The sequence below is a fragment of the Providencia sp. wls1943 genome, from assembly GCF_009706275.1.
In the GTDB taxonomy this organism is placed as follows: domain Bacteria; phylum Pseudomonadota; class Gammaproteobacteria; order Enterobacterales; family Enterobacteriaceae; genus Providencia; species Providencia zhijiangensis.
In genome coordinates this window covers 1-22,741 of the sequence record NZ_WLTU01000019.1, presented here as the reverse complement: position 1 = coordinate 22,741, position 22,741 = coordinate 1, and the positions used below count along the sequence as shown (strand labels likewise).

23 protein-coding genes are annotated in these 22,741 nt (G+C 42.1%); 9 read left to right on the top strand and 14 right to left on the bottom strand.

Annotated elements, in window-relative coordinates:
* Positions 1–78 precede the first annotated feature (78 nt).
* On the top strand, positions 79–1,542 hold the full coding sequence (locus GKR48_RS10290) for an ArnT family glycosyltransferase (protein WP_154628018.1): 1,464 nt from the start codon (positions 79–81) through the stop codon (positions 1,540–1,542).
* Positions 1,543–1,647: 105 nt separating this feature from the next.
* On the opposite strand, the gene rfaC is transcribed toward GKR48_RS10290, so the two are convergent.
* From rfaC to rfaD, 3 genes are read right to left on the bottom strand one after another with little or no spacing between them, the layout of a single operon-like run.
* Positions 1,648–2,610 (bottom strand): lipopolysaccharide heptosyltransferase RfaC, encoded by a 963-nt coding sequence (rfaC, locus tag GKR48_RS10285; protein WP_154628017.1) that lies wholly within the window; start codon positions 2,608–2,610, stop codon positions 1,648–1,650.
* On the bottom strand, positions 2,610–3,656 hold the full coding sequence (gene rfaF, locus GKR48_RS10280; protein ID WP_154628036.1) for an ADP-heptose--LPS heptosyltransferase RfaF: 1,047 nt from the start codon (positions 3,654–3,656) through the stop codon (positions 2,610–2,612). Before rfaF ends, rfaC begins: the two co-directional genes overlap by 1 nt.
* A 54-nt stretch (positions 3,657–3,710) precedes the next feature.
* Positions 3,711–4,649, bottom strand: coding sequence for an ADP-glyceromanno-heptose 6-epimerase (gene rfaD, locus GKR48_RS10275; protein ID WP_154603313.1), 939 nt, complete (start codon positions 4,647–4,649; stop codon positions 3,711–3,713).
* Positions 4,650–4,881: 232 nt separating this feature from the next.
* Here rfaD and GKR48_RS10270 point away from each other — a divergent pair, with 232 nt between their 5' ends.
* Complete coding sequence (locus GKR48_RS10270) at positions 4,882–6,075, top strand: glycine C-acetyltransferase (RefSeq protein WP_154628016.1); 1,194 nt, start codon at positions 4,882–4,884, stop codon at positions 6,073–6,075.
* An 88-nt stretch (positions 6,076–6,163) separates the two neighbouring features.
* Positions 6,164–7,189, top strand: a complete 1,026-nt coding sequence (gene tdh, locus GKR48_RS10265; RefSeq protein ID WP_108479150.1) for an L-threonine 3-dehydrogenase — start codon at positions 6,164–6,166, stop codon at positions 7,187–7,189.
* 75 nt (positions 7,190–7,264) lie between these two features.
* Here the strand turns inward: tdh and GKR48_RS10260 are convergent, their stop codons facing one another.
* Positions 7,265–8,347, bottom strand: a complete 1,083-nt coding sequence (locus tag GKR48_RS10260) for a divergent polysaccharide deacetylase family protein (RefSeq protein ID WP_154628015.1) — start codon at positions 8,345–8,347, stop codon at positions 7,265–7,267.
* Between the two features lie 60 nt (positions 8,348–8,407).
* On the bottom strand, positions 8,408–9,700 hold the full coding sequence (gene envC / locus GKR48_RS10255; RefSeq protein ID WP_154628014.1) for a murein hydrolase activator EnvC: 1,293 nt from the start codon (positions 9,698–9,700) through the stop codon (positions 8,408–8,410).
* 436 nt (positions 9,701–10,136) lie between these two features.
* Between envC and GKR48_RS10250 the strand changes: the two genes are divergently transcribed.
* The 4 genes from GKR48_RS10250 to cysE all read left to right on the top strand — a co-directional run bounded on the left by GKR48_RS10250 (position 10,137) and on the right by cysE (position 12,996).
* Entirely contained in the window at positions 10,137–10,571 is a 435-nt protein-coding gene (locus GKR48_RS10250; protein ID WP_230085095.1) for a rhodanese-like domain-containing protein, read from the top strand.
* 74 nt (positions 10,572–10,645) lie between these two features.
* A complete protein-coding gene (gene secB, locus GKR48_RS10245) occupies positions 10,646–11,113 on the top strand; it encodes a protein-export chaperone SecB (RefSeq protein WP_006660561.1) in 468 nt (155 codons plus the stop codon).
* 9 nt (positions 11,114–11,122) lie between these two features.
* Complete coding sequence (gene gpsA, locus GKR48_RS10240) at positions 11,123–12,151, top strand: NAD(P)H-dependent glycerol-3-phosphate dehydrogenase (protein WP_108479153.1); 1,029 nt, start codon at positions 11,123–11,125, stop codon at positions 12,149–12,151.
* 23 nt (positions 12,152–12,174) lie between these two features.
* Positions 12,175–12,996, top strand: coding sequence for a serine O-acetyltransferase (cysE, locus tag GKR48_RS10235; protein WP_036950776.1), 822 nt, complete (start codon positions 12,175–12,177; stop codon positions 12,994–12,996).
* Between the two features lie 5 nt (positions 12,997–13,001).
* Here the strand turns inward: cysE and GKR48_RS10230 are convergent, their stop codons facing one another.
* Entirely contained in the window at positions 13,002–13,181 is a 180-nt protein-coding gene (locus GKR48_RS10230; RefSeq protein WP_154628013.1) for a type II toxin-antitoxin system Phd/YefM family antitoxin, read from the bottom strand.
* 114 nt (positions 13,182–13,295) lie between these two features.
* On the opposite strand from GKR48_RS10230, the gene GKR48_RS10225 reads away from it, so the two are divergent.
* Positions 13,296–13,541, top strand: coding sequence for an AbrB/MazE/SpoVT family DNA-binding domain-containing protein (locus GKR48_RS10225; protein ID WP_154628012.1), 246 nt, complete (start codon positions 13,296–13,298; stop codon positions 13,539–13,541).
* Between the two features lie 5 nt (positions 13,542–13,546).
* Positions 13,547–13,888: a type II toxin-antitoxin system PemK/MazF family toxin gene (locus GKR48_RS10220; RefSeq protein WP_336431146.1), complete on the top strand. Its 342-nt coding sequence runs from the start codon at positions 13,547–13,549 to the stop codon at positions 13,886–13,888.
* Positions 13,889–13,924: 36 nt separating this feature from the next.
* On the opposite strand, the gene trmL is transcribed toward GKR48_RS10220, so the two are convergent.
* The 8 genes from trmL to GKR48_RS10180 form a co-directional block, all read right to left on the bottom strand.
* Complete coding sequence (gene trmL, locus GKR48_RS10215) at positions 13,925–14,428, bottom strand: tRNA (uridine(34)/cytosine(34)/5-carboxymethylaminomethyluridine(34)-2'-O)-methyltransferase TrmL (RefSeq protein ID WP_006660558.1); 504 nt, start codon at positions 14,426–14,428, stop codon at positions 13,925–13,927.
* Between the two features lie 121 nt (positions 14,429–14,549).
* A complete protein-coding gene (locus tag GKR48_RS10210; protein WP_154628010.1) occupies positions 14,550–16,631 on the bottom strand; it encodes a polysaccharide biosynthesis tyrosine autokinase in 2,082 nt (693 codons plus the stop codon).
* Between the two features lie 48 nt (positions 16,632–16,679).
* Positions 16,680–17,108 (bottom strand): low molecular weight protein-tyrosine-phosphatase, encoded by a 429-nt coding sequence (locus GKR48_RS10205; protein WP_154628035.1) that lies wholly within the window; start codon positions 17,106–17,108, stop codon positions 16,680–16,682.
* 22 nt (positions 17,109–17,130) lie between these two features.
* The gene (locus GKR48_RS10200) at positions 17,131–18,279 is read right to left on the bottom strand and encodes a polysaccharide export protein (RefSeq protein WP_154628009.1); all 1,149 of its coding nucleotides are present in this window, start codon (positions 18,277–18,279) and stop codon (positions 17,131–17,133) included.
* Between the two features lie 778 nt (positions 18,280–19,057).
* On the bottom strand, positions 19,058–19,636 hold the full coding sequence (locus tag GKR48_RS10195) for an acyltransferase family protein (protein ID WP_154628008.1): 579 nt from the start codon (positions 19,634–19,636) through the stop codon (positions 19,058–19,060).
* A 228-nt stretch (positions 19,637–19,864) separates the two neighbouring features.
* Positions 19,865–20,812, bottom strand: coding sequence for an NAD-dependent epimerase/dehydratase family protein (locus tag GKR48_RS10190; protein ID WP_154628007.1), 948 nt, complete (start codon positions 20,810–20,812; stop codon positions 19,865–19,867).
* Positions 20,813–20,827: 15 nt separating this feature from the next.
* Positions 20,828–21,574: a glycosyltransferase family 2 protein gene (locus GKR48_RS10185; RefSeq protein ID WP_154628006.1), complete on the bottom strand. Its 747-nt coding sequence runs from the start codon at positions 21,572–21,574 to the stop codon at positions 20,828–20,830.
* Position 21,575: 1 nt separating this feature from the next.
* Positions 21,576–22,741, bottom strand: a 1,166-nt coding sequence (locus GKR48_RS10180; RefSeq protein WP_154628005.1) for a nucleotide sugar dehydrogenase, incomplete at its 5' end; no start/stop codon positions are given.

Below are 22,741 nucleotides of genomic sequence, written 5' to 3'. Positions count from 1 at the left end.
GGATAACCCTCTATAAGCTCGACGTAAAATAATGCGTATTTCCCTTTAACTTTATTGATAAATTTCGCTGAAAAAAGAATGCCGACAACCAATCAACCAACTTCAAATAAGTATGTGTATCTTTGGATCATTGGCTATGCCATTGCCTGGATCCTTGCGAGTTTCTTTTTTGACCCCACTGTTCCTTACGATACGGTCGAAGCCGTTAACTGGGGAATGAATGGTGAATGGGGATCGCCAAAAAACCCGTGGTTTGTCGGTACCATGATGTGGCCTGCAATCCATTTGGGGATTTCTTATAGTTTCTATTGGTATTTGAGCCATTTTATCGGTATTGGATTTGGGTTACTTGGGGTATGGAAACTTGCCTACCGATTAACCGGTCGTCGCGATCTTGCATGGTTTGCGATGCTGATGATGAATTTATCCGGTGTCATTAATTTCGATATCATTCCTTATAATGATAACTATATTTTAGTGACATTTTGGCCTTGGGTGATTTATTTCTTCCTGCGTGCTGTCGAAGATAACCCTCTGTGGTGGCTACCTTTTGCTTTAGTTGCTGGTCTTGCAACAATGGGGAAATATTCCACACTTGCCTTAGTCGGCTCTGTTTTCTTGCTTACCCTTTTTGTGAAACAAGCGCGCCAAAGCTATCGACATCCGGTGTTTTATCTGGCGATAGCGCTGTGGTTTTCGATGATTCTGCCAAACTTCTTTTGGTTGATGGCGAGTGATTTTTCTGCTGTTAAATGGGTAGATTCACAAATTGACCCAGGCTTTAACTTACATACCACCGAAGCCGTTCTGAGCGTGTTTTATCCGCTGATTATCGCAGCGATTATCTTATATTGCTGTGGCGGAAAAATTGGTTGGCCGAAAGCCTTATCGAACCGCATGGCAAACTTTATTATTTTATTTCCACTCGCGGTGATTTACGGTTGGTTCTCGTTCCATGATGGCGGGCGAATTACGGAGTGGTTACAGCCATTTATGATGGTATGTGCGCCTTTGTTTGTTGGCTCAATCACCGTAATGCCGAAAAAGTCACTGAAAAAACCATTAATTGGTTTAGCCGTAGTTGGTGTCTTAATGGTATCCGGCTATCTGATTGTTCAAGCAGGAAATATTCGCGGAGCGGGTCAGAAATTTATTGGCGTGAAAACCTTAATCGCAGAAGGTGAACAACGTTGGTATCAACGTTACGGAACGCCAGTCAAATATGTTGGCGGCGAAGATAACCTACATCAATGGTTTATTATCTACGCTCAAGATAGGCCACATGTTATCCAGCCTTGGACGCTAGAAAACCATATGCCGCCGAATGTGTACAACCGTGATATTACTGAAGCAGAAATTCGTGAGCACGGTGCTATTTTATTAGGGCGTAAATACGATGATTGCGCCCATGAAGGTTTCGCCAAAGTACGCAAATTCTGGCCACAATTTAAAATTGAAAAAGAAGATGTGATTTATCGCTCTGAACCGGATGCTGAGCCGAAAACCATGTGTTTTGGGTTTATTGCCCCAGAGAGAAAATAAATCTTTTGCGAAGTGAAAAATAATTAAGCGGTCAAATGACCGCTTAATTATTATGGTTGTTTAATTTCTATGGCTGAGAGTTTTTAGAAAATGTCTGATATAGAACTATAACTCGGTGCGAAGTTGTTGGAATACAGTATCAGCTTTAATGCTATCCATTCTATTATCTGCGCTTTTTATCTCATTTTGGCCTTTTCCATAACCACCAATTAAACCAGGGTTTGTTGGACCAAACAGCGTGAAATTCGGTTTATCCAGCGCAGCGGTTAAATGGCTTAAGCCGGTATCGACAGAAACCACCGCCTTTGCATCCGCAATTTGTTGCGCGACTTGTGCCAGCGTTAATTTTGGTAAGACTTCAACAAAATCAAAACCCTCGGCTAATCTTATTGCCCGCTGATGCTCATGCTCTGCACCCCAAGGGAGTTTCACTCTCAGCCCAGTTTCCTTCATTAACTGAATCAGTTCACGCCAATGAGATTCAGGCCAATGCTTATCGTCGCGGGTTGTGGAGTGCAAAAACAGCACATAGGGCGCTTCGGTTTCGTTGGTTGACTGCAAGAAATGGCGAGCAATCGCGTAATCGCCTTGGGTCCTAGGGCAAGTGTATCCGAGGCTTTTAGCAAATAATTGGCGGATACGCTCCACGGCATGTTGCTGTTTACTAATGGAATAACGATGATCGTAAAAGAAGCTGGCAATCGGTTCGCGGATACTATGGCGGTCATAACCATGTTTAGAACCGTGAGCGAGACGAGTGACTAGCAACGCACTCTTAAGTAACCCTTGCGCATCGATAACCGCATCGTAGTGGGTTTCCTGCAATTGGCGACGAAACTCTGCACGTTCGGCACGAATTGGTGTAGAAAACCAATTTTTTCGCCAGCGACGGATTGCCACAGGGATCACTTTATTCACCGCACTATGCCATGTGGGGATTTGAGCGAATCCCTCTTCAACCACCCAATCAAATTGAATATTCGGTATTGCCGCCTGCGCATCGGTTAATGCAGGTAGAGAGTGCAAAACATCTCCCATAGATGATGTTTTTACTAATAACACTCTCATTATTTAATACCTATATTTAAACGCGTGAGGGCATCCAGTACCATTTGCGGTTGAATATCAATCAGACTTTGGTGATAGCCGCTTTCGCCGTCACCTTTACGCACCTTGTGGTAACCCGTTATCAGTCGGATCACCTCTGCTTTATCGGACAGTGGTGGGGTAAAGTCAGGGCTGCTTGGGCCATATAGTGCGACTAACGGCTTATCGAGAGCTGCAGCCACATGCATTAAGCCAGAATCATTACTCACAACGGCTTGGCAAGCGTCAATAAGATTAACGGCTTGTTCTAACGATGTTTTTCCTGCGAAATTGAGGCAGTAATTGCGAGCATCATCAGTCAAACTTTGGCGGATTTCTTCACCCGCTTCATGGTCTTTTTGAGAGCCAAATAACAGAACTTGGTAGCCTTGCTCGCTAATTAATTTCTGGGCGAGCGCCGCATAGTGATAGTGTGGCCAACGCTTTGCAGGACCAAATTCAGCGCCTGGGCAAAAACCCATAATTGGGCGAGAAAAATCAATATTAAATTGACTCACAGTATCGCTAACATGCTGTTTATCAGTGACTAATTTAGGCCATAAAATCGGGGCGGGAATATCATCGGCAGATTTGATGCGCTGTTTGTCATACGCCAATGCGACGTAGCGTTGCACCATCAGCGGAAATGCTTGTTTATCCAATGGGCGTAAATCATTGAGTAGCCCATAACGCATTTCACCGCGCCATCCCGTTCTTTTGGCGATTTTAGCAAAGAACGGCACCAGTGCAGATTTCAAGGAGTTAGGCAAAACAATCGCCTGATCGTACCCATTTTTCCGCAAATTGATGCCTAATTGACGACGTTCGCTAATTTCTAGCTTTCCATGCCCTAATGGCATAGAAATCGCTTCAGACACTTCGGGCATTTTCGCTAATAACGGACGGCACCAATCGGGTGCCATCACATCAATCTGAGCATGAGGATGCAGCGCCTTGATCGTGCGATAAAGGCTCTGAGACATCATCATATCCCCTACCCATGAGGGGCCAATCACTAATATTTTCATAGGCTCAGTTTTCATAGGTACGGTTTTCATTGGCACTGTTTTCATAAAAGACAATTACGCGTCTTTATTCAGCCATTGCATATATTCGGTCACGCCTTCAGCAACGGTTTTAAACGGTGCTGTGTAACCTGCGGCACGTAATTTAGTCAGATCCGCCTGAGTGAAGCTCTGGTAGCGACCTTTTAATTTCTCAGGGAATTCAATGTATTCGATAGAGACATTTTTATCTTTATGGAATTCAGTGACCGCATCGGCAACCGCTTGGAATGATTCTGCACGACCTGTACCACAGTTGAAAATGCCAGAAACGTTATTTTCCCAGAACCATAAATTTACGGCAGCTACATCGCCAACGTAAATGAAGTCACGGCGGAAAGTGTCGCTGCCTTCAAACAGTTTCGGAGTTTGCCCTTCATTAATCTGTTTGTTTAAGTGGTAAGCCACGCTCGCCATGCTGCCTTTATGGTTTTCATTTGGTCCATAAACGTTGAAATAGCGGAAGCCACACACTTGAGACTGAGCTTCAGGCATGATGTTGCGAACATATTGGTCAAATTGGAACTTAGAGTAGCCATACACGTTCAGTGGTTTTTCAAATTCACGTTCTTCGATGAAATTATCGCTACGTCCGCCGTATGTCGCCGCGGAAGAGGCATACAGGAAAGGAATTTCACGTTCTAAACAGTAATGCAGCAGCTCTTTAGAAAACTGATAGTTATTATCCATCATGTACTTACCGTCCCACTCAGTTGTGGATGAGCAAGCACCTTCATGGAAAACAGCATCAATATCACCAAAATCATCACCCGCAATCACGCTCACGATAAAGTCTTCTTTATCCATGTAATCGGCGATATCGAGGTCAACAAGGTTGGCAAACTTAGTACCATCTTTCAGGTTATCCACCACCAGAATATCGGTGCGACCCATTTCGTTCAGGGCTTTAATAATATTGCTGCCAATAAAACCAGCTCCGCCAGTGACTACGATCATCGTGAATACCTCAAGTGGGTTAAGAATAAATGGATATAAAATTGGGGTCTATAATAACACCTCTTTGTACAGACAACAGTATATCGACCAGATAATTGTCCTAGTTGTCATACCTCTTCAAAGGGCATTATCGTGATCTTGCCTACAAACTTAACTTATTTGCTCCGCAGATATCGCTAGTTCCAGAGACTATTATTAAACTCTGTAAACAATTTCTTTACAGGAACAAATCATGTCAGAACAATTTTACCAGCAGATTAAACAACAATTGGTGCAAATAGAAGCTGAAGGCTTGTTTAAACATGAGCGCATTATTACGACCTCTCAAGACGCGGATATTGAAATCCAAGGTGGACAGCGCGTTATTAACTTCTGTGCAAATAATTACTTAGGCCTAGCCAATCACCCCGCGCTGATTGAAGCGGCAAAACAGGGTATGGATAGCCATGGCTTTGGTATGGCATCCGTTCGCTTTATTTGCGGCACCCAAGACAGCCATAAAGTTCTTGAAAAGAAAATCGCAGATTTCCTAGGAATGGAAGATGCGATCCTCTATTCCTCTTGCTTTGACGCCAATGGTGGACTTTTTGAAACCCTATTAGGCCCTGAAGACGCCATTATTTCAGATGCATTAAACCACGCATCCATCATTGATGGTGTTCGCTTGTGTAAAGCCCAACGATATCGCTACAGCAATAACAATATGGTGGAATTAAAACAGCGCCTTGAAGAAGCTAAAGCTGCGGGTGCGCGCCATATTCTGATTGCGACTGACGGTGTTTTTTCGATGGATGGCGTGATTGCTGATCTGAAAACTGTTTGCGACCTTGCGGATGAATATCACGCATTGGTTATGGTGGATGACTCCCATGCTGTTGGTTTTGTGGGTGAAAACGGTCGTGGTAGCCATGAGTATTGTAAAGTGATGGGGCGAGTAGACATTATTACTGGCACATTAGGAAAAGCTTTAGGTGGTGCATCTGGTGGTTATACTGCCGCCAAAAAAGAGGTTGTCGAGTGGTTACGCCAACGCTCACGTCCATACCTATTCTCTAACTCTTTGGCTCCCGCCATTGTTGCTGCGTCCATTAAGGTGATCGATATGATGACCGAAGGGCAAGAGCGTCGTGAAAAATTGTGGGCTAATGCGAAGTTATTTAGAGAAAAAATGTCTGCAGCAGGATTTACATTAGCAGGCGCCGACCACGCCATCATTCCTGTGATGTTAGGGGATGCCAAGGTTGCTCAGCAATTCGCTTCAGAGCTATTAAAAGAGGGTATTTATGTCACTGGATTTTTCTATCCAGTGGTTCCGCAAGGGCAAGCGCGAATTCGCACGCAAATGTCCGCTGCACACAGTGAAGCCGATATTTTACACGCAGTTGATGCATTCACCCGTATTGGCAAAAAGCTTCAATTAATTTAGTTATCAAGTTGATTTTCTTATCAAATTAATACAGTTATGAAATTAAAGTGGTCATGAAATTAATGTAATCATAAATAAAAGGTCGCCTATGAAAGCACTGTCCAAATTAAAAGCAGAACCAGGTATATGGATGACAGACGTTCCGAAACCGGAACTGGGACACAATGATGTGATGATTAAAATCCGTAAAACCGCTATTTGCGGAACGGATGTTCACATCTACAACTGGGATGAATGGTCGCAAAAAACTATTCCCGTTCCGATGGTGGTGGGTCATGAATATATAGGGGAAATTGTTGAGATTGGACAGGAAGTTAAAGGGTTTAAAATTGGTGACCGTGTTTCTGGTGAAGGGCATATTACCTGCGGTCATTGTCGTAATTGCCGAGGTGGGCGCACTCATCTATGCCGTAATACCATTGGCGTTGGCGTAAATCGCCCAGGATGCTTTGCTGAATATCTAGTGATCCCCGCGTTTAACGCCTTTAAAATTCCAGACAATATTCCCGATGAAATTGCAGCAATTTTCGATCCATTTGGTAATGCGGTACATACGGCATTATCGTTTGATTTAGTGGGTGAAGACGTGTTGGTTTCAGGCGCAGGCCCTATCGGTATTATGGCTGCAGCGGTTTGCCGACATGTTGGTGCTCGCCATGTGGTGATCACGGACGTGAATGATTATCGCCTTGAATTAGCGAAAAAAATGGGTGTAACCCGCGCGGTAAACGTGAGTCGTGAAAATCTTAAAGACGTCATGAATGAACTGGGTATGAAAGAAGGTTTTGATGTGGCGTTAGAAGTTTCAGGAGCGCCCGCCGCTTTCCAGACCATGCTAGACACCATGAACCATGGTGGCAGAATTGCGCTATTAGGTATTCCGCCAGCTTCAATGGCAACAGACTGGAGCCAAGTTATATTTAAAGGTCTGTTTATCAAGGGAATTTATGGGCGTGAAATGTTTGAAACTTGGTATAAGATGGCGACGCTCGTGCAATCAGGCCTCGATTTATCGCCCATCATTACGCATGAGTTTTCTATTGATGATTTCCAGAAAGGCTTTGATGTGATGTGCTCAGGGCAGTCAGGAAAAGTGATTTTAAACTGGGATTAATGCAGAATTAATTTATGAGCTTAAAGGGTTTATGGGCAAGTGCCTTTAAACCCTTTTTACGTTTAGCCTTACCCGCTATGGCATTTTCTTTTCTGTAATTAGGGGCTGTAGGGTTTTATCTTGATAAATTGCCTCGACCACAAACATGAGTAGCTCAATGCCTTGCAGGCGGGTTGATGGCAGTTCGATATCGCATATACCTAACTCTGCGGGACTGACTGTTTTCTCAGGTTGTTCCGTAGCGTCGTTGGTCAGTTCTGGCTCTGCAAGAGTTGGCGTAGCATCATCAGAATCTGCCGTCGTTTTAGCCACTTCATGAGGTTTTACCTCTGATTTGCTTGGCGTTTTGGTCTCGGGCTTTATCACTGGCAGAGTAGGATTAACGCCTTCAGGCTGCATTCTGAGAGTTTTGCGTGGTTCGCCAGTTGCTAGCTGATAGCCGACCAGTGTACTGACAGGAACAAGCTCAATATCCGCAGGAACTAATGGAATAAATTTTTGTAAGGCGCGTACAGTTGATGGATGCGGGTGACCAATAGCCACCGCGCTGCCATGTTTACGCGCGTAAGCAATGGCTTTATTCAACTGTGTACGAGTTTCTTCTTCAGATTGGTGATTATCGATAAAAATATTGCGCTTCGTTGAGGGAACGCCGAATTCTTTAGCGGCATTCAATGCCTGTGTATTGCCAATCGTGACGCTATCTAAGAAAAAGAGGTTCGATTGCGACAGCGAGCGCATCACATTGCGCATCCCTGACAGACTGGAGGTCATCTCGCTGCCCATATGGTTATTCATTCCTTTGGCATGAGGAACTCGATTAATGGCATTTTTGATGATGCGATCAACTTCTTCAGCACTCATCGAGGGGGCCAAAGTGTCTTTCTCAAGAGGTTGTTTACTCAATGGTTTCATGGGCATATGGATTAAAATATCCCGCCCTTGTTGATAGGCCGTGGCCGCGACTTCAGCGCCATGAGGTGAGTTAGGTAAAATCGCAATGCTGATGGTGGCCGGTAACGCTAGGATTTGATTATCTTCTTTGGCTCGGTAACCAAAATCATCAATGACAATGGCGAGCTTAGCGGCACTCGCCTGAGCGCCGACCATAATAAGGAGTAGGCTAATCAGTAATTTCATCGGCGAGTGTTTCAACATAATTATTTTCCTAACTTTTTATAGCCTAGCATTTTATAGGTAGTGTGAAAGGAGATTGCGTTACCTTCCTAGCCACGGGCGAGGGTTGACGGTCTTACCTTGTCGGCGAATTTCAAAGTAAAGTGCAGGGCGTTCTTGACCGCCACTACTGCCCACTAACGCAATTGGTTGGCCTGCGCGGACTTCTTGTCCCACATTTACCAGCGCACTTTGGTTATAGCCGTATAGGCTCATATCCCCTTTACCATGCTCAACGACAACAACTAAACCATAGCCTTGAAGCCAGTCAGCGAGTAATACGCGACCATCCGCAATAGCCTTAACTTGGGTGCCTTCATTCGCCGCAATAACCATTCCTTTCCAGCGTAATTCACTGGAGATGACATCACCGTAATTGTGTAGCGTTGAACCGCGTACTGGCCAAATAGCTTGACCGGCTGGACGACCTAAACCACCTGTTCGAGACATCAGTGATTGCTCACTTTCAGATGGCTTATACGTGGCGCCTTTCTGTTTGGCTTTTCTTTCTTTTTCAGCAACTTGAGCACGAATTCGCGCGGCTTCACGCGCTTCACGCTCGGCGCGCGCTTTAGCTTCACGTTCTGCTTTAGCAATTTTGTCGCGTAATCTGGCTTCGTTCTGTTTTAAGACCGCGAGGTTTTTTTGATCTTCTTTTAATGCGCTTTCTAATACGGTTAAGGTTTTTTGCCGTGACGCTTGCGCATTATCGAGCTTTTGCTTTTCTTGTTGTTGGCGTGTGAGCGTTGTTTTTTGCTCAGCTTGCTTTTTTTGTTCTAATTTTTTCTGCTCGTGCAGCTCTTTGGTGGTTTCTTCCAGATCAAGAATGTTTTTTTCACGGGCTTGGTTGAGGTAGCCATAGTAAGCAAGAATTCGCTCTTCCCGTTGACCTTCTTCACCCTTTAAGAGTAGCGATAAACCTTGGTGTTTACCAAGTCGGAATGCGGCATCTAACTGCTCAGCAAGCAATTTTTCTTGTTCATTTTTTTTCTTTTGCAGTCGACTGATATTGCTCGATAAGGCGGATATCTCTTTATCTAGCTGTTTTAATTGGTTTTGTGTTAGGTGCAAATTACGGCTTGCTGCAGAAATACTTTGTTCTTGCTCTTTGAGTTGCAAAAGGAGATTACTTTTTTTAGTTTGCTGTTCTTTAACGCTTTTTTCTTTTTCAGCAATACTTTTTAGCAGGTCATTTAATTGACCTTTATTTTCGGTGATCTGATTCGCGAGCGCGACGTGAGAAGGCGCCAAAGTGAATAACCCCAAACCAAGCAGGGCAGGGATCATTGCCTGACGAACAAAAAATGTCTTTATTCGATGGGATGTATGGGCCATTGTGATAGATCACCTCAATTAAATGCAATAACTGATTATTTCATCTGCAAGTCGTGCTTTCCAGTGTTCTCTTAAAAATAGTCATAAAAACGCTTAAAAATTAAGAATATTGCTATTATGCCATTTGATACTAAGTCAAATTATAGGCGTATTATCGCTGAATTTTACTGTATAGCTAGAGTTAGGGGACTTTTTTCTATTTAGATGGGAATTAATTTAGCGTCAAAGTCGAGTCTGAGCATGTTTATGTTAAAATGCCTGCGTACAGCTTTGAGAAAAAATTCTTTTTTTCAGAAAAAAGGTGTTAATTCTGCGAGTGTTTTCGCAAAAAAGACCTTCTAGTTTGCGCTAACTGGCTGTAATTAGCTCAGCACAAAGGTATACTCTGAACCCTTTGATATTCGTTTTTAACTAACGGGAGTAATTGCCCCCCATGATCCAAGAAATCATGCAATTTGTCGGTCGTAACACGTTTGTTAGTCTGACTTGGATAGTGTTATTTGTTGCCGTGGTCGTGATGACCTTCAGAAGCCTATTCTCTAAAACTAAAGTCATTGCGCGCACTCAAGCGATTACAATGATCAATAAAGAAGAAGCAGTCGTTGTGGACTTACGTACTCGCGAAGAGTTCCGCAAAGGGCATATTATTGATTCTATTAACTTAACACCATCTGAAATTAAAGATAATAATTTGGGTGAGCTGGAAAAACATAAACAGAAATCTGTGATTATGGTTTCTGCAAGTGGAATGGAAGCAACTAAACCTGCTGAACAGCTTGCTCATCATGGCTTTGAAAAAGTCTTTGTCCTGAAAGAAGGGATCGCTGGTTGGGCGGGTGAAAACCTACCACTGGCTCGTGGTAAGAAGTAATTATCCGGCACTGAAAAGATGTGCCGGCAACTGAATATATCTCGAAACTCTAATATGGAAGTAAGGTAATTATTATGTCAGAACAAAACAACTCAGAAATGGTATTTCAAATTCAACGTATCTATGCAAAAGACGTTTCATTTGAAGCACCTAATGCACCTCAAATCTTTCAAAAAGAGTGGCAGCCAGAGATCAAATTAGATTTAGATACTTCTTCAACTCAGCTAGCTGAAGGCGTGTATGAGGTTGTTCTGCGTGTGACAACTACCGCAACTCTGGGCGAAGAAACTGCATTTCTGTGTGAAGTTCAACAAGCGGGTGTGTTCTCCATTGATGGTATCGAAGGTACTCAAATGGCACATTGCTTAGGAGCATACTGCCCGAACATCCTGTTCCCATATGCGCGTGAAACTATCACGAACATGGTGGGCCGTGGTACTTTCCCACAATTGAACTTAGCGCCAGTTAACTTTGATGCACTGTTCATGAATTACTTACAGCAGCAACAAGGTGAACAAGCGCAGAACCCTGAAGTTCAATAAGGTCGCTTAATGAATACTGCTTCAATGACAGTGATCGGTGCCGGCTCGTACGGCACCGCTTTAGCCATTACCCTTGCACGTAATGGCCATCAGGTGGTGTTGTGGGGGCATGATCCAGCACACATCCGTAAATTAAACCAAGAACGTAGCAATCAGGCATTTTTACCTGGTGTTTCTTTCCCTGATAGTTTATCTCTCGAAACGGACTTAAAAAGCGCCGTTGAAGCGAGCCTGAATATCTTGATTGTGGTACCTAGCCATGTATTTGGTGATGTACTCAAACAAATCAAACCGTATCTAAAAGCGGGCTCCCGCATTATTTGGGCAACCAAAGGGTTAGAGAGAGATACTGGGCGTTTGTTGCAAGATGTAGCGCGTGAGGTATTAGGAAACGAAATTCCTCTGGCGGTGCTTTCAGGGCCTACTTTCGCAAAAGAGCTTGCGGCAGGTCTTCCTACTGCTATTTCAGTCGCCGCATCCGACAGCCAATTTGGTGATGATTTACAAAAATTATTCCATTGCGGCAAAAGTTTCCGTGTCTATAAAAACCCTGACATGATTGGTGTGCAACTTGGTGGCGCAGTGAAAAACGTTATCGCGATTGGCGCTGGGATCTCTGATGGTATGGGCTTTGGCGCAAACGCGCGTACAGCGTTGATCACCCGAGGCTTAGCTGAAATGAGCCGCTTAGGTGTATCACTGGGCGCTGATCCATCCACATTTATGGGTATGGCAGGACTCGGTGACCTAGTGTTAACCTGCACCGACAATCAATCCCGTAACCGCCGTTTCGGTATGATGCTGGGAAATGGTGTCAGTGTGGAAGAGGCGGAAAAAGAGATTGGACAAGTGGTTGAAGGTTATCGCAATACCAAAGAAGTGAAAGCCCTTGCGGAGCGTGCCGGTGTTGAAATGCCAATCACGGAACAGATTTATCAAATTCTCTACTGCAATAAAAATGTGTTAGAAGCCTCCCAAGCCTTGCTCGGGCGCGCAACTAAAGACGAAATTGCAGATATGCCTAAATTACCAAGCTAATAATAATATAGAAGAGAGCCATTATGTCGCGTGAAGAACTGGATAGAATTTGGGGTTACATTAAGGAAGAAGCCAAGGCGCTTGCTGACTGTGAGCCTTTACTTGCCAGTTTTTTTAACGCGACATTACTGAAGCATGACAACCTCGGTAGTGCACTTAGCTATATGTTGGCGAACAAGTTGAGTTCGCCAATTATGCCCGCAATGGAAGTCCGCGAAATTGTGGAAGAAGCCTATCGTAATGATGAGCAGATGATTTTCTCTGCGGCGATGGATCTCTCTGCTGTCCGTTTACGTGACCCTGCGGTTGATAAATATTCTACGCCACTGCTGTATTTGAAAGGTTTTCACGCTCTACAAGCCTATCGTATTGGGCATTGGTTATGGGGTGAAGGGCGTAAAGCGTTGGCCGTTTATCTGCAAAACCAAATTTCGGTCTCTTTTGGGGTTGATATTCACCCTGCTGCTCGTATTGGTTGTGGGATTATGCTCGACCACGCGACTGGGATTGTGATTGGTGAGACGGCGATTGTCGAAAATGATGTGTCTATTCTTCAGTCTGTTACACTAGGCGGTACCGGTAAAACCTGTGGCGACCGTCATCCTAAAGTACGTGAAGGGGTCATGATTGGCGCTGGCGCTAAAATTCTGGGCAATATTGAAATTGGTCGCGGCGCAAAAATTGGTGCGGGCTCCGTGGTGTTGCACCCAGTTCCTCCTCATACGACAGTGGCGGGAGTTCCTGCACGTATTGTCGGTAAGCCAACAAGCGATAAGCCATCGCTGGAGATGGATCAAAACTTTAATGGTAACGTTGATGGTTTTGAAGGCGGGGATGGGATTTAAATTTATTAGTAACCTATCTGTAGTGCATTCAATGTTTCTATTAAGTCATCATAAATACTTAATGGCATCATGATTGCTGCTGGTTTGTCATTACGTTGTATGATCTTCATATCGATCTCTTTGATTATCTGGTCAAATAGAGCATCAAAATTTTCCTCAGCTTCGTTGATATTAATTACTTCCATAAATGACCTCACTTACATAAAGAATGAAGGATGAGTTGCTTAGGGTAAATTAAAGTTATACAGTGTATATACTTTGGTGTTCATAATATACTCAATAAAGTGGGGTGGATAAAGATGAATATCGCTATCAAAAAGTGGGGAAACAGCCAAGGCATAGTTATCCCATTAGCTATCTTAAAGCAATTAGGTATTGAAGTTGGGCAACAGCTTGATCTCGTTGTGGAAAATGGAACATTAGTATTATCACCAAAAAAGAAGAAAGTTCTTTTTTCTGAAGCTTACTTATTGAAAAATCTGGATGAGCATAATAGCCATTCTGATGAATTAGCTCACGTTCAGGGTATGGAAACTGGTGAATGAAAACAATATATGTACCAAGCCGTAATGATATTGTTTGGTTAGATTTTGAACCGACAAAGGGCAAAGAAATTGGTAAATACCGCCCTGCTTTGGTTTTATCTAGTGTGGAATATAGCCAAAAAACGGGGTTAGTTATTTGTTGCCCAGTAAGCACAAGTATTCGGGGGGCAATAACTGAGGTTCCAGTAAGAAATCTTGATACCCCTTGTGTAGTTGCATCAAATTTAATTCAGACTCTCTCTTTGAAAGACCGAAATGTTAAGTTTGCGGCCGTTGCAGAAGATGGGGTATTTGAGGATGTTCTAGCAAGGCTAATTCCTCTCATTGGAGCGGAAAACTTTTTCTAATGAAACCAAAGGAGCTTTACTGGCTCCTTTGTTGTTTTAGTCTTTCAGCAGCGCACCCGGATACCCAAGTTGGCGCCAAGTTTCGAAAACCACAACGGCGACCGAGTTAGACAGGTTCATACTGCGGCTTTCTGCCAGCATTGGGATACGAATTTTCTGCTCGATTGGCATATTATCGAGAACATAAGGCGGTAAGCCACGGGTTTCTGGTCCAAACATCAAATAATCATCTTCCCGATAGCTAACATTGCTGTGGCTTGGTTTGCCTTTGGTGGTTAACGCAAACACACGAGCGCCTGTTGGCGACTGATTATTATCAGGATTTAACCCTTCACTTTCTAAGAATGCGTAATAGTCATGATGATGTTTGATATCCGCAAACTCGCTGTAATCTAGCCCTGCACGGCGTAAGCGTTTGTCATCCCAAGTAAAACCGAGGGGATGGATCAGGTGCAGGCTAAAGCCTGTATTAGCGCATAAGCGGATGATATTCCCAGTATTGGGTGGGATTTCAGGTTCGAATAAAACAATATGTGGCATAACGTTAACGGCTATTGGTCGGGATGAAAAAAGATGATGCAGAGTTTACGCGCAAATTTGGAAAGATGCATTAGTTGTGTGGCAGTGGGAGTGAAAGGCGAGCGGGTGGCTCGCCATTCCATTAATACGGATAAACATAGCTATAGTCATCAGATTTTTCATCAATGCCATTAAGAATGGCGCCAGTAATTTCAATATTATTTTGCTTGAAATGTTTAAGTGCGCGCTCAATTTCTTTTACGGTATTCACGCCATAATAGGCAACTAAAAGTGATGTACCAGCATATTTTCCGATGATAGCCGGATCTGTAATCGCAAAAATGGGCGCAGTATCCAGCAGAACCATGTCATATTGATGTTTAACTGAGTCTAATAGATGCTTAAATTTCTCGCTCATAAGCAGTTCTGAAGAGTGTGTGGTACTTTTTCCTCGACTAATAATATCCAAATTTTCAATAACTTGTTGATGTGTTGAGATTGGGTCTCCGCCGTGTTGAGATAGGAATTCTGAAAGCCCAGATTTATTGTCTAACCCAAATGTTTTATGGATATGTCCTTTGCGTAAATCGGTATCGATAAGCAGAATTTTTTTACCTGCATTGGCGAGGACGACAGCCATATTTGCAGTAATAAAACTTTTTCCTACATTTGGGGATGCACTTGTCACCATCACAATATTATTGTCTTGATTCATAACGGAGAAATAGACGCTTGTTCTTAATGAACGAATGGATTCTATTGCCATATCCGCTGGATTTTCAATGGATAGAGGCTTTTTACTCTCGCGATACCGTGATTTTTTTTCATCCAATGAGAATGGAATAGTGGCATAAACACGGAGGTCCAGCGCCTCGAGATCTTCCGTGTTCTTAATTTTATTATTGAGGAGCTCTTTCGCGACCACATAGGCGCAACCTATCATGAGACCCAATAAGGAGGCCAGGGCCATGATTAAGCTTTTCTTGGGAGCGATGGCCAAGGGATAAGACTCTGCAGAGTCAATAATTCGCACATCAGCAGTGATCCCTGAATTTAGTACGCTGAGCTCGCGCTGTTTGGTCACCAACTGATTATAAATAGCTTGTTCGGATTCCACATCGCGAGTTAAACGAATAATTTGTTGCTGGGTATTTGGCAGTTGTTGAATGTTTTTGCTGGCTTTTTCTTTCTCGAGTAACAATTTTTGACGTTGATCGAGTAAGGATTGATAAGTCGGGTGGCTGCGGGTATATCGTTGTTGAAGCTCCACTTCTTTAAAAGTAAGCTCATTTAGCTTTTCTTCTATATGCAGTGCACTCTCAAGTGCGGATTTGGCCTCTAGCGTTAGGTCAATAGACTCATTTTGTTTACGAAACGAATTTAACTCATTCTCATAATGGTCGAGCTTGTTTTTTACTTTTGGTATGTAGTTATCTAAAAAAATCAATGTGTTGTTTGTAGCTTGCTTTCTATGCGCTCTATTCTGGTTAATATAATTTTGAATAACATTATCCAAAATCTCGATATTTTCTCGCTGATTTGTCCCTTTAATTGTTAAGTTAATGATGCCAGAGCCTTTACTGGCTTCATTCATACTGAGACGGCGTCGCAAATTCTCGATAGCAGAATAACGATCTTTTTTTATTAAGGTCAGTTTTTCCCCACCTTGAGCGATATATGAATCAATCAATAAGTGAATTTCCCCTTGCTTTAACATGGTGCCAATTTGCCCATGATAAATTTGGTCGGCAAAAGCCAACGTATATTGGCGATCATTTAAAAAGGTTAACGTGGCGGGTTGACCGATTAAATCTGGGGGGAGTTGATACTCTGCAATATGAACAATAGCCGCATCACTCAGAAATTTGGAGAATATCTTTGAAGGCAAAATCTGAATATCGAGATTCAAATCTGACACAGTTTTGCCTAGCACCATTCTGGATTTAATGACTTCAATTTCTGAATCGATTTGCCCATTATTGCCGCCAAAAAGCATCCCATCATTCATTTTTTCTAATAGTGATGCTTGGTTGACCTTATCGTACTGCAATGTGGCATTTGCTTGGTAAATAGGAGAAGCGAACCAGCAATACACTCCGGCACTTAAAATGGCGACAATAGTAAACGCCGCTATCGTTAGCGTGTTAGATTTCAGGGTTTTTAATATAGCGAGTAAGTCGATTTCATCGGTGTTCGGTGAATATTTTTTTTCTGTATTATTCATATAAATAATGGTTCATAGGGTTAGTTTTTAAATAAGTTTAAATAGAGGCTAAATCTTTCCTTGCCACGAACCAGCTGCTTTTTCCATAAGCTGATAAACATGCTCAAACATCTCCTCGCTATGTTTATAAGGATCGGGGATTTCGGTTTTATTCAGCCATTCACCAAATAGCATGACTTTGCCTCGGGTTTGCGGAAATTGCCGATAAAGTTTTTGGGTATGAGCGTTTTCCATTACGAGGATCAAATCCGCCACCTGGCATAAATGCCGGGTCAAACGACGAGAACGATTCGCCTCCAAAGAGAGGTGATGGCTTTTTGCTATATGGCGAGCTTGAGTATCGGCAGGTTGATTTTCCAGCGCAATCAGACCTGCAGAGTGGATCCTTTTTTGGGGGAAAAGCCCCTGCATTAAACGCTCCGCAGTGGGTGATCGGCAGATGTTACCCATGCACACGATAAGAATGTTATTGAACATAAGTGTTTGATTAAAAATAAAATTACCATGCATAAATACGCTTAGTCCCTTCGGCAAGCTGGTTGTATGAGGCGATGGTTGGCAGTAATTGGGTGATTAAACGGTTCCACTGAACAATGGGCGCCGCTGTCACATAAACAAGGTCATAAGGTTGTAATTTAAATTCCGTTCCCATCACGAGTGACGTCGCATCGGAGAGGTCGAGCTGATAAATTGCTGCCATTTTGGTAAGGGATTGTTCGTCTTCAGAACCCGCCGTTGGTGCGGTTTTATGCGTTGACCGGATGACAAAAATCCCTGTCGCACTCGCGGTAGTTTGGCTGAGTCCATTAGCTTTACTTAGCGCTTCAGTGATGCTCATCCCTGCACGGTCGATAGTCAACGTTGATGGTTGCCCCACTTCTCCCATCACAAAGACCTTTTGCGCATCATTACGGGGAACATAGAGAACATCGCCGGATAGCATTAAATAGTTTTGGGTTAAATCACCATATTGGATTAACGATTGCAGCGAGATTTTTATCTCTTTCCCTCCGCGGGTGAGGATCACATTGTCCCAGTCCGCCTTTTCGGTTAACCCGCCTGCGGTATTAAAAGCTTCCAAAATAGTGAGAGGGACATTGGTGATAGGTAAGGAACCCGGTTTGGTTACTTCACCAGACACATAGATTTTTTGTGAGCGAAAGGCGGCAATGCTGACATCGATTTGCGGTGCTTCAAGGTAGGCGGCCAATCGGGTGCTGACCAGTTTCCTGATTTCACTGATCGTTTTACCGAGAACCGTGACTTTTCCAATATAGGGATAATAAATGGTGCCATCCGCGTGAACCCAGTTTCCTGAGTCCGCAGCGCTGCGATAGGAGCCTGCGGGGATAGTGAGCTCAGGGTGATTCCATACGGTAATTGCCAGTACATCTCCCACGCCAACACGATAGTCATAACCGGCTAGCTGCGCTTCAAGCTGGGGATTAGATTTGGCAATCACGGGGGCAACTTGCATTCCATTTAGCAGCTTAGGGGAGATAGGGTAAATATCCACAAGTTGGTTGATATCTTGCTTACCAGTATCAATAACCCTCTTTCCTGATGTGGAAATATAGGTTCCCGGCGTGAGATGACACCCAGAAATTAGGATACTCACTGTGATAGCCATGAGAAATTTACTGAACATGATAATAGCCCTAATTAGGATGAATAACGGTAATTTTTAGTGTTCGAAGTTACACGACATAAAGTTAGCTCGGGATAATAGTTCAGTTTTAAATAAAAAACCAAATAATTCATCCAAAAATCGATGTTATATAAAAATATAATAAAACAAAAAATGATATTGATGAGGTGGATATTTTGTGAATAAGAGAAGGTAAGGCTATAGGGGGAGGTAAAGCGCGAGTCAGGGAGTAAGTAGGTTAATAGTGTGGTGAGAATAGAGTTTGAGGGAATAAAAAATGAAAAATAAAAAGGCGAGCTAGAGGCTCGCCTAATTGATGCTATATCAAGGATGATTTAGCGTTGATAGCCGTTGGGGTTCATAGATTGCCAGCGCCATACATCATCGGTCATATCCTGAATGGTATATTTGGCTTTGTGACACACCCACTCAATAAAAATTAAATAGGAATATATTTAAAATAATCTATTTAGCTTTAATTTTTTTAAAATAAAGTATGAGAAAATGCATGAAATTATAATAGCAATATACTTTAATAAATAAATTCCCTTGTCTGGACTTCCAACCATATTAATGAAAATAGGGTGTAGCAAATAAATAGCTATTGATAATTTAGCTAAGTCAATTTTATTTTGCTTTAAGTTAATTTTATACATTGATGTAAACAGCATAATGGTCGTAGCTAAGTAAAGAGACGTTAACGGTAGTTCTAAAATTAGTTTTTTATCATATGAAATAAATATATAGAATATAACTAATGGCATTGGTAATAATATAGCTAATAAAAAAAATTCTTTGTGATGAATTTTTTAAATCTAAATATAAGCATGCCAATTATAATACATGGTAATGCCATAAAAATAAAGTTTCTATAACCACCAAGCTTTACTTCTTTTACTGTGATAATCTGTAAGTAATACAGAGCGGATAAAAGCAAAGAAAGAATAATAATTATTTTTAATGTAGATTTATCCTTTATTATATATGCTACAGAATATGCCATTATTAATGCAGGGAAATACCATAAATGGTACCATCCATCAGATATTTTAGTGAGTAAATAATAAGCGTGCTCCTTATCTCCTTTTAAAAAATAGTAATACATAAAGTAGATAGTCATCCAAATAATATAGATTGTGATTATTTTGGAAATCCATCTTTGTGTTTGTGATGCGTCTGAAATTTTTTTTAAGTAAAAACCACTAAGCATGAAAAATACAGGGACAGCAACTCTATATATATCATTCAAAATATATGATAAAAAAAAAGAATCAAATGTTGGATGGTAGTGTACTAAAACAACAAGGAAGGCCATACATAATTTGAGTAAATCAATATTGGTATCTCGTTCTTTCACAGTAATCTTCACTATCCTAGGGTGTTTATGGCCAAAATATGTATATTAATTATACATTATTCTCAATAAAGCTAATCTAATGAATTAAGCTATAAAGTAGTACTAATTTAAAAATGATGTATTTTATGAGCTTTTACTATTTAAAATAGGTATGGCAGGAATAGCCATACCTATCAGTTTTCAATATGTAAAATTAATTAGAACAGTACTGTGTTCAAAAACTCTGCTCTATTTAAACTCATATTGCACAGTATTGGCGATACCTTGTTCCAAAGTAACTGGTGGAACAAAAGAGGTATTTCCAATGTAATTGGATTTAAATTGTGTACGAGCACAGAATTTTTTCACGCGAATGCTACTCACTGGGAACTCTTTGCCCGTCAGTTTAGAAAGCACGTCGAAACAGTAGCCACCTAAAATTCCAACTGGATATGGAATGCGGATATTAGATTTTGGCTTATTAAGGGCACCGCAAATGACCGTTGTTAATTCGTTCATTGTAAAATCAGGCTTATCGATGTAATTGAATACATGCTTTCCTTCCGTGAAGGTGGTTGCGAACGTAATAAACGCCGCAATATTTTCCACGTAAGCCATAGATTTTTGGTTATTACCCGAACCGATCATTAAGAACCGACCAGACGCAATTTGACGGAATAGGTTATAAACGTTACCACGGTTATTTTCACCAAATACAACGGTTGGACGAATCGTGACTAAGACGTTGTTCGCAGATTTTGCCTGCCATGCATCGTAAACGTATTCAGCTTCTAACTTAGATTTACCGTAGTGGTTAAATGGATGATATTCGCCATCTTCCCCGGTTTCTTTTTCAACGAAGCCATAAACAGCAACCGATGAAGTGAAAACAATATGTTTGATACCCAACTGTTCAGCGACATCACAGACGTTTTTGGCACCATCAACGTTTACTTCATAGTAAAGGCTAATAGGATGAACGTTATCTTTATGTTTTGCTGATAGGTTAATAATGACATCGCTACCTTTCAGTGGTTCGATAAGCGTTTCAGGCTTGGTGACATCACCAAATTCCCACTTTTCAGGATGGGCTTCACTTTTTTCAATATCAACGATTTTGAAATCGATATTTTTAGATTTTAATTGGTTTGACAGACGTGTTCCGATAAAACCGGAACCACCGATGATAGTTAGCATGATTAGTCCTAATTTTTACTTTCTGATGACGCCTTTAATGGCATAACCAATAAAATATTGAAGTGATTTGAAAAAATTGAAATTTAGTTCTTCACGATAGAATTTCCATTGGTGCTTTGCTGCATTAACCTTGTTTTGGGTCATACCTGAGTCAGTTCTATATTCTGCAAGGATTTGAGGGCAACAATGAGCTTTATCGCACATCAATAGAATTTTTAACCATAGCCCCATATCTTGTCGTTTCCGAATGAGAGGCATAAATTGTTTGCCTAATGTCTGCGCATCATATACAGCAGTTAAGCAGCCAATAACATTACAGTAGAGTAATTCATTGTATGTTACGGTAGCTGGCGATGTGACAACTTTTCCTTTTCCTTCCTTAGAAAATTTTTGATAGTGGGTATATGACAAGACATGATTATTTTCTTGCATATCTTTAATTTGGACTTCTAACTTGTTTGGTAGCCAAAGATCATCACTATCAAGAAAAGCAATGAAACGTCCCGCCGCTTCTTCAATCCCTCTATTACGAGAAACTCCAGCACCACTGTTTGATGGCAATTGAATGAGCTTTATTCGGGAGTCAATTACTGATTTAATTATATTAATTGATTCATCAGTTGATGCATCATCAATAATAATTAACTCTAAATTCTGATAAGTTTGATTTAGAACTGAATTAATAGATTCATAAATATACTCTGCAGAGTTATAGCAGGGCATAATTACCGAAACTAATTCTTTTTTTATAGGATCAGGCATATCAATCATTACCAAACAGGTCACGGGTATACACTTTGTCCGCCACATCATCCAGCTCAGGCACCATACGGTTTGCCAGAATAATGTCGCTTTCCGCTTTGAACGTTTCTAAATCACGGATAACTTTCGAGCGGAAGAACTCGTCTTCTTTCAGTACTGGTTCGTAAACCACCACTTCAATCCCTTTGGCTTTGATACGCTTCATCACGCCTTGCACTGCTGAGGCGCGGAAGTTATCGGAGCCCGCTTTCATCACTAAGCGATACACACCGACTTTACGTGGTGCTTTAGCGATAATCGCATCCGAGATAAAGTCTTTACGGGTGCGGTTTGATTCGACAATCGCGTTAATCAGGTTATTCGGCACATCATCGTAGTTCGCCAGTAACTGCTTGGTGTCTTTCGGTAAGCAGTAGCCACCATAACCGAATGATGGGTTATTGTAGTGGCTGCCGATACGCGGGTCTAAAGAAACCCCTTCAATGATTTGACGCGCATTTAAGCCACGGCTTTCTGCGTAAGTATCTAATTCGTTGAAGTATGCGACACGCATCGCTAAGAAGGTGTTTGCGAACAGTTTAACCGCTTCGGCTTCAGTCCCGTCAGTGAACAGCACCGGTACATCTTTCTTAATCGCACCTTCTAACAGTAAGTCAGCGAAAATCTGTGCACGTTCAGAACGTTCTCCCACCACGATACGGGACGGGTACAGGTTATCCCACAGCGCGCGTCCTTCACGTAAGAATTCTGGGGAGAAAATCACGTTGGTGTAACCAAACTCTTCACGCAGACGCTCCGTAAAGCCCACTGGAATGGTAGATTTGACGATAATGGTCGCTTCCGGGTTCAGTTTGTTCACATCATGAATAACGGATTCCACTGAATTGGTGTTGAAGTAGTTAGTTTTTGGGTCGTAGTCTGTCGGGGTCGCCACAATCACGTATTGTGCGCCCATATAGGCTTCGACTTTATCTTCGGTCGCACGGAAATTGAGTTGCTTTTCCGTTAGAAACTGTTCGATTTCAGTGTCGATAATCGGGGATTGCTTATTGTTAAGCATCGCCACTTTTTCAGGGATGATATCGACCGCCACCACTTCGTGGTGTTGGGACAGTAACATGGCGTTAGATAGACCGACGTAGCCGGTACCTGCGATTGCTATTTTCA